This is a genomic window from Acinetobacter sp. TAC-1, from assembly GCF_029025845.1.
Classification (GTDB): Bacteria; Pseudomonadota; Gammaproteobacteria; order Pseudomonadales; family Moraxellaceae; genus Acinetobacter; species Acinetobacter guillouiae.
Genome location: NZ_CP118892.1, coordinates 1138032 through 1152493, shown reverse-complemented (window position 1 = coordinate 1152493; position 14462 = coordinate 1138032). Strand labels below are relative to the sequence as shown.

The 14462-nt window shown below is 37.9% G+C and carries 15 protein-coding genes; 7 read left to right on the top strand and 8 right to left on the bottom strand.

From position 1 onward, the window contains the following. Positions 1 to 4 precede the first annotated feature (4 nt). Positions 5 to 790 (bottom strand): enoyl-CoA hydratase-related protein, encoded by a 786-nt coding sequence (locus tag PYV58_RS05300; RefSeq protein WP_034610826.1) that lies wholly within the window; start codon positions 788 to 790, stop codon positions 5 to 7. A gap of 424 nt (positions 791 to 1214) precedes the next feature. Here PYV58_RS05300 and PYV58_RS05295 point away from each other — a divergent pair, with 424 nt between their 5' ends. Further along, positions 1215 to 1652: a universal stress protein gene (locus PYV58_RS05295; RefSeq protein ID WP_004823242.1), complete on the top strand. Its 438-nt coding sequence runs from the start codon at positions 1215 to 1217 to the stop codon at positions 1650 to 1652. Between the two features lie 48 nt (positions 1653 to 1700). On the opposite strand, the gene PYV58_RS05290 is transcribed toward PYV58_RS05295, so the two are convergent. Next, complete coding sequence (locus PYV58_RS05290; protein WP_034610824.1) at positions 1701 to 2015, bottom strand: MGMT family protein; 315 nt, start codon at positions 2013 to 2015, stop codon at positions 1701 to 1703. A 166-nt stretch (positions 2016 to 2181) separates the two neighbouring features. Here PYV58_RS05290 and PYV58_RS05285 point away from each other — a divergent pair, with 166 nt between their 5' ends. Further along, positions 2182 to 3156, top strand: a complete 975-nt coding sequence (locus tag PYV58_RS05285; RefSeq protein WP_034610822.1) for an alpha/beta hydrolase — start codon at positions 2182 to 2184, stop codon at positions 3154 to 3156. Between the two features lie 123 nt (positions 3157 to 3279). On the opposite strand, the gene PYV58_RS05280 is transcribed toward PYV58_RS05285, so the two are convergent. From PYV58_RS05280 to PYV58_RS05270, 3 genes are all read right to left on the bottom strand, one after another. Further along, positions 3280 to 4779, bottom strand: a complete 1500-nt coding sequence (locus PYV58_RS05280) for a cation:proton antiporter (protein WP_004717371.1) — start codon at positions 4777 to 4779, stop codon at positions 3280 to 3282. 228 nt (positions 4780 to 5007) lie between these two features. Further along, positions 5008 to 5898, bottom strand: a complete 891-nt coding sequence (locus tag PYV58_RS05275; protein WP_004823246.1) for a neutral zinc metallopeptidase — start codon at positions 5896 to 5898, stop codon at positions 5008 to 5010. A gap of 52 nt (positions 5899 to 5950) precedes the next feature. Further along, a complete protein-coding gene (locus PYV58_RS05270; protein ID WP_034610816.1) occupies positions 5951 to 6877 on the bottom strand; it encodes a DUF808 domain-containing protein in 927 nt (308 codons plus the stop codon). A 196-nt stretch (positions 6878 to 7073) separates the two neighbouring features. On the opposite strand from PYV58_RS05270, the gene trpS reads away from it, so the two are divergent. Continuing rightward, the gene (gene trpS / locus PYV58_RS05265; protein WP_004717376.1) at positions 7074 to 8087 is read left to right on the top strand and encodes a tryptophan--tRNA ligase; all 1014 of its coding nucleotides are present in this window, start codon (positions 7074 to 7076) and stop codon (positions 8085 to 8087) included. 77 nt (positions 8088 to 8164) lie between these two features. On the opposite strand, the gene lysS is transcribed toward trpS, so the two are convergent. After that, entirely contained in the window at positions 8165 to 9691 is a 1527-nt protein-coding gene (lysS, locus tag PYV58_RS05260; protein WP_004717379.1) for a lysine--tRNA ligase, read from the bottom strand. A gap of 103 nt (positions 9692 to 9794) precedes the next feature. Here lysS and PYV58_RS05255 point away from each other — a divergent pair, with 103 nt between their 5' ends. Then, positions 9795 to 10511, top strand: coding sequence for a hypothetical protein (locus tag PYV58_RS05255; protein WP_034610812.1), 717 nt, complete (start codon positions 9795 to 9797; stop codon positions 10509 to 10511). A 24-nt stretch (positions 10512 to 10535) separates the two neighbouring features. Here the strand turns inward: PYV58_RS05255 and PYV58_RS05250 are convergent, their stop codons facing one another. After that, positions 10536 to 10979, bottom strand: a complete 444-nt coding sequence (locus PYV58_RS05250) for an SRPBCC domain-containing protein (protein ID WP_034610810.1) — start codon at positions 10977 to 10979, stop codon at positions 10536 to 10538. A gap of 321 nt (positions 10980 to 11300) precedes the next feature. Here PYV58_RS05250 and PYV58_RS05245 point away from each other — a divergent pair, with 321 nt between their 5' ends. Next, on the top strand, positions 11301 to 11804 hold the full coding sequence (locus tag PYV58_RS05245) for a YqiA/YcfP family alpha/beta fold hydrolase (protein ID WP_004717385.1): 504 nt from the start codon (positions 11301 to 11303) through the stop codon (positions 11802 to 11804). Positions 11805 to 11950: 146 nt separating this feature from the next. On the opposite strand, the gene PYV58_RS05240 is transcribed toward PYV58_RS05245, so the two are convergent. Beyond that, positions 11951 to 12496, bottom strand: a complete 546-nt coding sequence (locus PYV58_RS05240; RefSeq protein ID WP_034610808.1) for an adenine phosphoribosyltransferase — start codon at positions 12494 to 12496, stop codon at positions 11951 to 11953. A 498-nt stretch (positions 12497 to 12994) separates the two neighbouring features. Between PYV58_RS05240 and rubA the strand changes: the two genes are divergently transcribed. Together rubA and PYV58_RS05230 are read left to right on the top strand one after the other, a co-directional pair. Continuing rightward, on the top strand, positions 12995 to 13159 hold the full coding sequence (rubA, locus tag PYV58_RS05235; RefSeq protein WP_004678010.1) for a rubredoxin RubA: 165 nt from the start codon (positions 12995 to 12997) through the stop codon (positions 13157 to 13159). Between the two features lie 105 nt (positions 13160 to 13264). Continuing rightward, on the top strand, positions 13265 to 14455 hold the full coding sequence (locus tag PYV58_RS05230) for an FAD-dependent oxidoreductase (protein ID WP_034610804.1): 1191 nt from the start codon (positions 13265 to 13267) through the stop codon (positions 14453 to 14455). Positions 14456 to 14462 lie beyond the last annotated feature (7 nt).

The window sequence follows — 14462 nt, the reverse complement described above, 5'->3', positions numbered from 1 at the left end:
TTATTTATCGTCCTTTAAAATTTGGCTTATCTTTCATTAAAAAAGCGCGAACACCTTCTAAAAAATCTGCTGACTGCCCTGCCTGTCTTTGCAAATCCTGCTCAACTTTAACTTGGCTGGTAAAATCATTTTGCATGCTGACCCGCATCGCTTGTTTAATCAAGGCAAAACTCAGACTGGCTTGGCTTGCCAAATGCTCAGCTAAGCGAACAACCTCAATCTGTAACTGATCATCTTCTACCACTTTATAAATCATTCCCAATCGTTCAGCTTCATCTGCACTGATTTTTTCGGCAGTCAGCATCAATGCTTTGGCCTTGGCAAAGCCGATCATACGCGGCAATAACCAAGTTGCACCACAGTCTGGAATTAAGCCAATTTTACTAAAGATTTGTGAAAAGCTTGCAGACCTTGCTGCAATCACGATATCACATAACAATACTAAGCTCGCTCCCGCACCAGCTGCAACGCCATTTACAGCACAGATGATCACTTTTGGTAGTGTATTGATGAGCGCTAATAAGGGATTAAAGTTTTTTTCCAAGACCAAACCCAAGTCTATAGCACCGCCATCAAATAAATCTGGGTTTATCGCCTGACCTGCGCAAAATGCTTTTCCAATCGCAGCAATCACAATAATGCGGATTTCGGTATCATCTTTCCATTGTGTTAAGACCTCTACAATTTCAAGGCACATTTGCGGTGTAAAGCTATTGAATTGTTCAGGCCGATTTAAGCTCAAATATCCAACTGCATTTTTTTCTTCGACTATAATTGTTTGATATTCCATTGTCTTTTCCTTTTAATCCATGGTTTAAATTGTAATGTCCTATTATTTTCAGTATGTATATTTAAAACATTTTAAAGGAAGAACTGGATTTACAATTTGCCAATTGTTTCATTCAGCCTCTTTATTTTCTCAATTGTGTATGGCTTTTGTTTAAACAATTTAAAGCTTTATTTTGATCATGCTTGATTGCATCTCGATCTTTATTTTATTGATTGATTTATCTTTTTATTCAGCTGCATTTGCAAGCAAAAAAACGATGTAACTTGATGCCAATGCTTTTAATTAAATTTATGATATTTATATGAATTATCCCTACACATTTACTCGGTTTTATTCATCTCATATTCACGTTATGATGACTTTATAGACTTAGAATTGTAATAAATATTCAACTCAGCTTTTCGGTAAAATAAGGAAAATAGACATGGCTTATCAAAATATCCTCGTTCCTGTTGATGGTTCAGAAACTTCATTATCTGTTGTGAAACATGCGGTTGAATTTGCCAAAGCATTTAACAGTAAAATCACGGTTGTACAGGTGATGACTTTAGACCCTTATATTGCATCAGAATATTTGGCGCATGGTCAAAGCAATATGCTGATTGAGCGTGCTCGTGAATTTATTCAATCCAATATCAATGTAGCAAAAGATCAATTTGCTGCAGAAGGTGTGCATGTTGAAACACGTTTACTCGAAGGTGAAAATATTGCACATACCTTAAATCAAGCTGTGCAGGATTTAAAAATTGATTTGGTCATCCTCAGTTCACATGGTCGTACCGGACTGAAAAAAATCATTATGGGTAGCGTAGCGCAAAGCTTATTAACTGAATTACAAATCCCTGTTTTAGTAATTAAATAATTTTCACCATTTGTTTTAAAGATTCCTCACTATCTTTATAGTGAGGAACTAAGGTGCCCATTGATATTTTTTTAGATTTATTTTGCCATCAATAACCACAACATCCTCAGCCAATAACTTTGCAGTCTGAATACACATTCCCTTTTCATCCAGCTTTTTTAAGCTGATTCGCCCTTGTGAATTAACCACGCGATACCAAGGGATATCATGATCTTCAGGTAACTGTCCTAATACACGCCCAACCAACCGTGCATGTTTGGGTAAGCCTGCATATTTGGCAACTTGACCATAACTGGCAACTTTACCTTGGGGAATTTGTATGATGACATTTAAAATCATCTGAACGAGTTCATGATTTGACATTTTTTAGATCAATCAAGTAATAAAAAATAATATTCATAAGCATCTTGGCAAACGGGGTTAAATTGACTTTGAAAATAGGCTTTCAACATTTTAGGCAAATGTAATTTGACTGTACATAATCTAATCTTAAATCGTACCTCAAATACAACAACAAGAGTATTCAAAGATGAAAGGAATCTTCAACAAACTGATTTTATCGACGGCATTGGCAATGGGTTCTGTGGTAACAATAGGCTTATCGACCACAAGCTATGCTGCTCCAGCGATTGACATTCAAAGTGTGCTTCAACAAGAACGTGCATGGGCGGGTATGGAAACCAAACGTGTAAAAGTCGGTGATATTGATTGGGCCTATAGTGAAGGCGGACCAGCTGGCAAACCAACCATTATGCTTGTTCATGGCCTAGCTGGAAGTCGTGACAACTGGAATCGTGTAGCACGTTACTTAACGCCTTATTACCATGTGATTATTCCTGATCTTCCTGGTCAAGGTGACAGTAAAGTCCCTAACGATTTTGATTATTCATTGCCCAATCTCACTGAAAAATTACGTCGTTTTGCTGAAGCCATTAAAGTAGACAATGGCTTAAATGTCGCTGGTCACTCGATGGGTGGTTCGATTTCCTTACTTTACGCAGCACAATACCCTGTTGATACCAAATCTTTATTTTTAATTGATAGTGCAGGTGTATTTAAATCTGCCAATACTCCTTATTTAAAAGATCCGACAACTTTACGTAATATGATTGTCAGCAAACCTGGCGATTTTGATCGTTTAATGAAAATTGCCACCAGTCTACCGCCTTTCATTCCTAAAGAATTAAAAGATGCTCAAGAGAAATTGATGATTAGCCAATCGGCAAACACCACCAAATTGGTTGAGCAACTGATTGTCATGTCTAAATTATTTACCCCAGATTCTTTTGCCATTGCAGCACGTTCTATTGACCAGCCGGTATTGATTGCATGGGGAGATAAAGACCAAATTATCAATGTTGAAGCTGCGGCTGAACTCAAAGGCTTATTGAAAAATGCACAAGAGCCAATCATTCTCAAAGGAGTCGGGCATTTACCGATTTTAGAACAAGAGCAACTTTTGGTGAAACCTTACCTCGATTTCTTAGGCAAAAACGCAAAATAACAGCTCCAATAAAAAAGCCAGTATTGTTACTGGCTTTTTTATTGCGACAAACGCCTAAGAATATTGAAGTTTTAGCTTCTTAATTTTATACCTTAACTATTCATTTGACTGAATGCACTGCATTTAGAAGTTACCAGGATTTTCCAATCGCTTCATTTCCTGCGCTTTTTCAGGATGATGTACAGAGGCCACACCATCTGCAGCTTTCTTGTCAACCAAGGCTTCTGGGTTATAAATGGTGATGGTTTCATGCCCTTCGTTATCTTCACCCACAATATATTTGATGCCTTTACGGTTCATTTTATTGCACATGCGCTGATACCAACCTTTGAAACCTTGGGTTTCTTCATTTGGATTGTAATAAAAGGCATTCATGACTGCAGGTAAACCCAAACCACAGACGACACCTGAAAGTAATACGCTGATAAAGGTATAACCAATTAGAATACTACTGTAGTCACGTAACTCAGGGACGTTTGCCACAGCAAGAATCAGTGCAAGTGAAATCCCCCCACGAACCCCTCCCCAAGAAAGAATAGCCAGACTACCGTTATAGCTTTTTTTGCGGAATGATGGGAAAAATGCAAAAGCTAAATAATTTGCGGCAAAACGAGAGAGATGCAAGGCAAAGAAAGCAAAAATACCACCAAGAATCAGACTTGTGCTTAAATCTAAAATAAAGATTTCTAGACCAATCAAGGTAAAGAGAAAAGAGTTAATAATCCCTTCTACTGTATGCCAAAAATGATTGACCTCACGAATTTCACGATCCTGTAAAATTTCTTTCCATTTATTACCGACAATTAAACCACCGATCACACAGGCAATCGGAGCGGATGCATGGGCAAATAATGCAACCAGATAAGAACCACATGCCAATAATGCAGTGGTAAGAATCAAGGACTCCATCTCATGTTTACCACGTAATAAACGCAAGATTCCCAGACCAAAAGCCCAACCAATAATCACCGCAACCACAATTTCATATAAGAAAGTTTGTAGTGTTGCAGCTAAACTAAAATGCTCTCCTTCAAGAACATTTAATAAAGTCATGAAAACGGCGATACACATTGCGTCATTAAATAAGGACTCACCTTCCAACTTAACAATCAGATGATGCGGCGCACGTACTGAACTGAGGACACCTTTGATCCCAATCGGGTCTGTCGCACCTAAGGCAGAACCCAGTAACAACAAAACTAAAATTGGAACGGGATTGCCAATCAAGAATTGGAAACCAAACACCAATCCTGCAAAAAATACAGCACAGAGCAGTAAGGCAATTGTTGCCAAGATACTGATCGGCTTCCAATAAACTTTTAAATCTGAAACCTTAAATTTAAGTGCTGAAGAGGTCAAAATGAAGCAAATGACACCATTGACTAAAAAATCATAAAAATCGACATGCCGTACAGCTTCTTCAATATTATGGATGTTAATCGAGATAAATTGATTGCCATTGAGTAAGCTGGCACCCCATTGCAAAATAAAGACAAAAATTGCAGAAACAATGGGAACACCAATGGCTTGAGGGAAACCTAATATTCGCTTATTAAAAATTGTAGTCGCGATAGAAAGCGCAAAAATGACTGTAAAGACCTGAAGAAAGAAATAGTTACCCATCCGAAACCTGTTTTAGATTTTTAATTTAAATGCACATCAAACACTCAATCATTTTTTTATAAAATATAAAATAAGAGACCATTTAACAATCTAGATAATTGTACAAAAAAAACTGAAATATGATGATTACTGGTTATATTTTTTAACATAAAAAGCGCTTAAAAAAAATTGATTGAGAAAAAAAGAGAACATGATGTTCTCTTCTTTAACCCAACAATCCCTAGCTATCTATTTAAAGGTATCACACGCATTGATATCACCCGAATTCATACCAATGTTAAACCATTGCATACGTTGCTGACTGGTGCCATGCGTAAAGCTGTCTGGTACCGCATAACCACGTGCTTTTTTCTGCAAGTAGTCATCACCAATTTTTTCAGCAGCATCCATCGCCTCTTCAATATCACCCTGTTCTAAGAACTGGGTGCGTTGTTGTGTACGATTGGCCCAAACCCCAGCCAAACAATCCGCTTGTAATTCTAAACGTACTGAAAGTTGATTGCCCTGAGTTTCACTGGCACGCTGGCGTGCTTGTTGAACCTGAGACGATATTCCCAATAAGTTTTGGACATGGTGCCCAACTTCATGCGCAATTACATAGGCTTGTGCAAAATCACCCGCTTCATCTTTAGCTGAAAGCTCGGATTGATTTTTTTCTCCAGAGATGCCCATCTGTTGGCGCATATCTTTAAAGAACTGGGTATCGATATACACTTTTTGATCTGCTGGGCAATAAAATGGCCCCATCGCAGATTGAGCCGTACCACAGCCTGATTGTATCGCACCACTAAACATTACCAGTTTAGGTGAAACGTACTGTACACCTTGTTGTTGGAAAATCGGTTTCCAAGTATCTTCGGTATCTGCCAAAACGGTTTTAACAAAAGATGCCGTTTCCTGCTGTTCAGGGGTTAAATTGGTGGGTGCAGAATTTTGACTTGCTCCAGCCGAAGTCACCTGTTTGGTCGCTTGATAGGCTTGCTGTGGGTCAACACCAAAGAATTTCCATGCAACAAAAGCGACGATTAAGCCTAGGATACTAATCCCACCTGCTTTTACGCCACCACCGCCACGGCGATCTTCGACATTATCACTTTCTCTACGTCCTTTCCAACGCATAGATCGGTCCTTTTTATTTTAAATTGGCTATCGTTTAGGATGTGCTTTGCATTTAGGCTGTTGTGGATTGACCACGAACTTTTTGAATAAGTCCAACAACCAATACCACGGCTAAACCTGCGACGATACCAATCAGTAAATTGATTAACGTTGGCGTTAATGCACCAATAACACTACCAACAGTTGGAATATGTTGAATATGATCAACGGCTTCTTCTGACCAATGATGCAAAGTTGATACCGCATGGGTGATGATCCCCCCACCGACAAGGAACATTGCGATGGTTCCGACAATCGTTAAGGTTTTCATTAACTTTGGTGCAAATACCAGTAAACCACGGCCAATGCTTTGTTTAACATTTGATGCTTGTTGAGTTAAGTACAAACCTAAATCATCAATCTTTACAATCATGGCGACAAAGCCATAAACACCGACCGTCATTAAAATTGCGATGACAGATAGCACCATCACTTTGGTACCAAATGCTGCCGTCGCAACAGTGCCTAAAGAAATCACCACAATTTCAGCAGAAAGAATAAAGTCTGTGCGTATCGCACCTTTAATTTTATCTTTTTCAAATGTGGCTAAATCAGTTTCGATTTGTTGTAATTCTTCTTGTGCAGCCTCACCTGTTTTGGCTTTTTTATGCTGCAAACTATGTAGAACTTTTTCAACGCCTTCATAGCAAAGAAACAAACCACCAATCATTAACAATGGATTAATCAACCACGGTGCAACCACACTGATCAGCAAAGCCAAAGGCACTAAAATTAATTTATTGATAAAGGAGCCTTTCGCGACACCCCATACCACAGGAAGCTCACGCTCTGCTCTTACACCACTCACTTGTTGTGCGTTCAGTGCTAAATCATCACCTAAAACACCCGCAGTTTTTTTAGCCGCCATTTTACTCATGACGGCAACATCATCGAGCACTGCTGCGATATCATCTAATAATATTAATAGACTACTTGCCATTTTTTATCCAAAATTTTAGTTATCCTGTCATTTTAAAGTGAAAATTCATTTTTCTATATAAAATTTTGTAGATTTTCACATTTATTGATAAAAATTGGTTCTACACCATTTTTCGCTGACATTAAAATAAATTATCTCGTACAATAGTGCCCATTCATAAAACACGACTGTCTATACAAAGACTTTGGAAGCGATAATGACGAATCAAGATAATCGTCCTGTGATTTTGACAGGCGACCGTCCTACTGGACAACTACATTTGGGACATTTTGTAGGTTCTTTGCGCTCACGAGTAGGCTTACAAGATTCTCATCATCAACACCTCCTTCTCGCAGATGCTCAAGCTTTAACAGATAATGCGGATAACTTTGAAAAAGTTCGTCGTAATATTCTTGAAGTAGCAACAGACTATTTAGCAGTCGGCATTGACCCAACAAAAACCACAATCTGTGTTCAATCTTGCTTACCCGCGTTGAATGAACTCACCATGTTGTATTTAAACTTTGTGACGGTTTCTCGTTTAGAACGTAACCCAACCATCAAAGCTGAAATTCAATTACGGGGTTTTGAGCGTGATATTCCAGCAGGTTTTCTTTGCTACCCTGTTGCACAAGCTGCCGATATTACTGCATTTAAAGCCACTGTCGTGCCAGTTGGTGAAGACCAAATTCCAATGATCGAACAGACCAATGAAATTGTTCGTCGTTTAAACCGTCAAATTGGACAAGAAGTTTTACCTGAGTGTAAAGCGCTTTTATCCAATATGAGCCGTTTACCTGGCTTTGATGGTAAAGCCAAAATGTCGAAATCATTGGGCAATACCATCGTGTTAGATGCAACAGATAAAGACATCAAAAAAGCAGTCAATGCAATGTATACCGATCCAAACCATCTGCGTATTGAAGATCCAGGTCAGGTTGAAGGAAATATTGTCTTTACTTATTTAGATGCTTTTGATCCAAATAAAGAAGAAGTTGAAGAACTTAAAGCGCATTATCGTCGTGGTGGTTTAGGCGATGGTACTGTGAAAAAACGTCTTGAAGGTGTGTTAAAAGAGTTGATTACACCAATCCGTGAGCGTCGTATGGAACTTGCCAAAGATCCAGATTACATCATGGATATCTTAAAAACTGGTACGGAAAAATGCCGTATCATCACTCAAGATACTTTAGATGAAATCAAAAATGGTTTAGGCGTATTTCATTTCTAAAATGTGCTGATTGTCTAAGCAAAAAAAGCCACTGAATTCAGTGGCTTTTTTTACAACATCTTTTATAACATCATAAATTAATTTTTATGACGCATATGTGGGAATAAGATCACATCGCGGATACTTGCTGCATTGGCAAATAACATCACCAAACGATCGATACCAATACCTTCACCTGCTGTAGGAGGTAAACCGTATTCTAATGCTTCAATAAAGTCAGCATCGAAATGCATTGCTTCATCATCGCCCGCATCTTTTTCAGCAACTTGCGCTTGGAAGCGTTCAGCTTGGTCAATTGGATCATTTAATTCCGAGAAACCATTTGCCAACTCACGACCACCGATAAAGAATTCGAAACGGTCAGTGATATGTGGATTATCATCATTTCGGCGTGCTAACGGCGAAGTTTCCGCAGGATATTCAGTAATAAATGTCGGCTGACGTAATTGAGTTTCAACAGTTTCTTCAAATACGATGGTTTGTAGTCGACCTAAACCAAAACCTGGCTTAACTTGCTCTTTTAACTCTTCACGAATAAATGTTGCCAAGAATTCACGATCCGAAACATTTTCAGCAGTGAAATTTGGATTATGCTCAAGAATCGCATCAAACATCGAGATTTTCTTAAATGGACCTTTGAAGCTATACACTTCTTCACCATAAGGAACATCTGTTGAACCCAAGATGTCGATTGCTAATTTTTCAAGCATACCTTCTGTCAAAGCCATGAGATCTTTGTAATCAGCATAAGCTTGATAGAATTCAATCATGGTAAATTCTGGGTTATGACGCGTTGAAACACCTTCATTACGGAAATTACGGTTAATTTCAAATACACGTTCAAAACCACCAACAACCAAACGTTTTAAGTAAAGCTCAGGTGCAATACGCAAGAATAATGGCATATCTAATGCATTATGGTGTGTTTCAAATGGACGCGCTGACGCACCACCTGGAATCACATGCATCATCGGAGTTTCAACTTCCATAAAACGTTCATTGATGAGATAGTTGCGAATACCTGACACAACTTTTGCACGAATTTCAAAAGTTTTACGTGTTTCTTCATTCACAATTAAGTCTAAATAACGTTTACGGTATTTTACTTCTGTGTCATTCAAACCATGGAACTTGTCTGGAAGTGGACGAAGCGATTTCGTCAATAATTCAAAATGTTCAATATGAACATATAAATCACCTTTGCCAGAACGACCGATATAACCTTGAACAGCAATAATATCGCCAAGATCTAGACTTTTCACAGTTTCTAGAACTTCAGGTGCAAGCTCTTTACGTGGCACATACAATTGAATACGGCCGGTCATGTCTTGAATCACGATGAATGAACCACGGTTCAACATCACACGACCCGCTACAGATACATGAACTTGCTCGCCTGCTTCAATTTGTTCTTTAGATTGATCTGCAAATTGTTCTTGTAGATCTTGCGCATAATGCTCACGCTTAAATGTGTTTGGCCATGGGCTAACACCGGTTTCCTTGGCGTGATCTTGAATTTGCTTTAACTTGGCATGACGCTGTGCAATTAAATCGTTTTCGGAAATGTGTTGTTCAGAAGTCGATTGAGCGTTATGTTGCGTCATCTCTGCCTCGATTATATTAAAAAACGGAAGTTGCATAGCATAGCAGATTTACAACATAATGCGTATGAATATAACTCTACGAACCATGTAAAAATTAAAAATCATGAATAAATACTGGCAAGGATTCGCCCAAAGTATCATTCTTTTCAATGTTTTGTGGTTTTCAACTGTGGTTGATGCCGAGCAAATCGTTGTTATGAGCAATACTCAAAAAGATCTTCCTATAAAAATTGAAAGCACCAATCTCAATAATCAAGATTATATTTGGCAATTAGAAATCGTTCCAAATCGAACCAGTTTGCAAAGCCAAGTCAAATTAATGAATCCACACCCCACTCAAAAAGCACTCAATTTAAGGGCTTTAGAACTGGCAAAAAAACTCACTCTGGATCAATTACCACAAGTCAGTAATGATTTTAAAAATAAAACCCTCAATGTTGATGAACAAAACATCGCAAAAATAAAATATTATTATGGGAAATACATTCTGTTTATTAAATTTCCAACCCGCATCCAATACGCCATAAAACCCAACTTTTCACAAGTACAAAGTGCTTTAGAACCCTTTTGTGATCAAAGTAAGACACCATCTCAGAATAAAATTAAATTTGATCAACAAGGTAATATCTCGCTCTCAGCAAAATTTTTGGTAGATGCACAAGGGCAAATCCTAAATATCCGTTACACCCCTTTAATTCACGAACAAATGAAGTCGATACTGCAACCTTTACTAGAAAAAATTCGCTTCCAACCACGTAATGAAAATGGTGTGGCAAAATCATTTTCTATTGAACAACCCCTGATTATTCAATGCCATTAAACAATAATGAAAGTGCTAAGTTTCTCAATGGTTTTGTTCAGCCAATGATTTGACTATGGCAAACCCTTGCTGGAAAGCACGATCCATCATGTTCTTATATTCCTCAGAGGTTTCTATTTCAGCAGATAATGTGGTTGTTGCACTCTGTTCATTTAAGAAATATTTTTCTAAAGAGCCACTCCAACTTTGAACATCTTCACTTGTTGAATCTAAAACACCATTTTTCAAAACACCCAAATGTTTAAATACCACTTTTTTAAATTGCTCTAACTCTACAATGGTGGCGACCATACCATTACCACTGGCATCCTGAAATAAGGTTTCCCCGCCAATTTTCCAGTCAGACTGCATTCGCGAAGTTTCCGAAAACGGTTGGGTCCATTTGGAATAAGTATGGGTATCCCACAGGATATTCCATACTGTTTGTGCATTCGCTTGAATGACAATGTCATAGCTTAAAATCATCATTTCTTTCTCTTATTTTATTGATCCAATCTATAGCTTAGTACAATAAAAACCCAGAATGATTAATTTTTGTTAATAAAAATCCATCACCTAAAAAATTTAAACCTAAACATTCAATATGTTAAACAATAAATAACAAGCATATTGATCTGTTACACAACACTCTTAGACCAAAATCTAAGTTTTTAAAAAAGTGCAGCTAAGTAGAATATTTGAATATAAAAATAGTTAAATGGAAAATTTTAAATCCATTGATAACTTTTTCTAGCTTTGTTTAATTTCTACCTTTGCTCAATAAAGAAAGACCATATGAAAACGATAACAATGAAGAGTATTCATTCTAAAATTTTATTTTTACATGGACTAGATTCATCTAAAGAATCGACAAAATTCCATGCCATAAATGCTGAAAAAAAATATTGTATTAACGTGGATTATCGTAATCTTAACTACAAAACGGTTGAGTGTTTTTATCACGATATTATCGAAAAGATTAAACCCGATTTACTGGTAGGTCATAGTTTAGGTGGATATTGGGCATTAAAAATGTCACAGCAACATCGAATTCCTGCAATCCTCGCCAATCCGAGCTTAAATCCAGATTTCCGTGAAGACTATGCAGCGATTGATGAACATGATTTAGACCATGACATTCCACAAATTGCTTATCTGGAACTGGGTGATGAGGTTTTAGATATGTATAAAGTACTTGAGCAACTAGAGTCATATATGCAAATTGAAGCTGTTGAAGGTGGACACCATCGTTTAGTCCAACCTGAAAACCTAAATCATTTAATTGAATATATGGAACAAACCTTTATTGCTTGAAATAAAATATTCAAAGTACAGTTCGCTGCTCTCCAACTAAAAAAGCCTTGTATTTACAAGGCTTTTTTTACGAGAAGACAGACAAACAAATGATTTAAGTATTTAATCACAAGCAGGTAGCCCGAAAACTTAACTTGTTATTGTCTTTAAGCAACCGCTTTTTCAACTGGCTTGGAATGCTCATCAAGCACTGACCAAATCTTTAAACCAAGATCTTGATGTAAATCAGGCAGATCAAGAAAAATACTTGCACCCAATACCGTATGTTGGCATTTATGCATCAATTGATGGACTGCTTTTAAAGTACCACCTGTAGCCAATACATCATCTACAATAATCACTTTTTGTGCTGCGATATCCGCTGACATTTCCAAGCGATCTAAACCATATTCTAAGCTATAGCCCACACCAATCACTGGAGGTGGTAACTTCCCTGCTTTACGAACCAACAATAAGCCTTTGCCGGTACGTTGTGCCAATAAGCTGGCTAAAACAAAACCTCGTGCCTCAACTGCAACAAAACTATCCACGGCATCCAATTGCTCTAAAGGAATACTTGCAATCAAGGCATCGGTTAACGCCACAAGATTGTTCATAAACAATGGGGTTAAATCATAAAAACAAATACCTGGTTTTGGGAAGTTTTGGACAGTACGGATACTTGACCACAAAGCAGTAGACATGTTCATCATGGGGGGAGATTTAAAAAAAAGATAAATAATACGTGAATTTTAACGTTTATTAGCCAAAATTGACAGCAACCCGCTACCTGTTCAATATTAAAGTCACGCTAAGTTGTTGAATTTATTAAGTCCATTTTCACACAAAATAATGGCTATAGAATGAGCTAATTCTAGCTTAATATTTTTGGCTAAAATATTCATCTAGACCTTTGTCTAAATTCAAATATTTTTAAACTTTTATATCAGTGCTCATCCCTTGTTATGACAGTGTTGTAATTAAAATTGTCTGACAAAGTTGGCATAATAAACATCGCTTTTGTCCTGAGCTGCCATTCAGCTTTAAGATTAGTTAGATAAACTCCGATATTTACTTTACTTTAGATACAGAACTGCGTAAGAATTTAGAGGAATATGTACACATTTTATTTGCATATTATTTGAGTCAAGCAGCAGAAGGAATTTTACTGACAGAAAAAACAATGCATCTGTCAGATATCGGAGAATCAGATGAAGAAATATCAATGCATCGTTTGTGGTTGGATTTATGACGAAGCAGAAGGTTGGCCACAAGATGGCATCGCAGCAGGTACCAAGTGGGAAGACATTCCTGATGACTGGACATGCCCAGACTGCGGTGTTTCTAAAGCAGACTTTGAAATGGTAGAAATCTAAGATATTGCGTAAAGACCATGTTTACATGGTCTTTTTTACATTTATTTTCAACAATACAAAATTATTCAATTCACCTCTAAATTTGAAACAGGTATGGAGAAAGATATGCAACCGATCATCATCATAGGTTCTGGCATGGCGGGTTATACCCTTGCAAGAGAATTTCGTAAGTTAAACACCGAACAGGAATTGGTGATGATTTGCGCAGATGATGCGGTGAATTATGCAAAACCTACCCTATCTAACGCATTGGTTGGAAAAAAAGCGCCTGAACAAATTGGTTTAGGCGATGCTGAAAAGATGAGTAGCCAACTGAACATGCGGATTGAAAAAGAAACATGGGTTAAAAGTATTGATGCAGAGAAACATGAATTAACCCTTGAAAAAGATGGACAATCTTCAACTCAAGGCTACTCAAAACTTATTCTCGCCGTGGGCGCAAATCCGATTCGATTAGCGATTGCTGGTGATGGGAGTGATGATATTCATGTGGTTAACTCACTGATTGACTATCGCGCATTCCGTGAAACTTTAGACAATTGCAGCACGGGTGAATGTGGTAACAAGCGTGTGGTGATTTTAGGTGCAGGCTTAATTGGTTGTGAATTTGCCAATGACTTACAAAATACTGGGCATCAGGTTACGGTGATCGACTTAGCACCACAGCCGTTAGGGCGTTTACTGCCTAATCATGTTGCACAAGCGTTTAAAGACAATCTTGAACAATCAGGAATCAAATTTGCCTTGGGCACCACTGTAGAAAAAGTCTCTAAGTCTGAGCGTGGTTATATCGTTTCATTGGCCAGTGGTCAGTCCTTGGTCGCGGATGTTGTGCTTTCTGCAATTGGCTTACAACCTAATATTGCCTTGGCCAAAGCTACAGAAATCAACACCAGTCGTGGTGTGATTACCAATACCTTGCTCGAAACCAGTCAAGCAGATATTTTTGCCATCGGTGACTGTGCCGAAGTGAATGGAACACTCTTGCCATTTGTCATGCCAATCATGCAACAAGCGCGTGCATTAGCCAAAACCTTGAGTGGACAAACCACCACTGTACACTACCCTGCAATGCCAGTCGCGGTGAAAACCCCAGCAGCACCTTTGACTGTACTTCCTGCTCCAATTGATGTAGATGTTACATGGGAGAATGAAGAGTTTGAAGATGGGATGTTATCTAAAGCAACAGATGCTGAAGGTACCTTACGTGGTTTTGTATTGTTAGGTGCAACTGCTGGAAAACAGCGTTTAACATTAACAAAACTGGTTCCAGACTTGATTCCTGCATCGGTTTAAGGTTTTA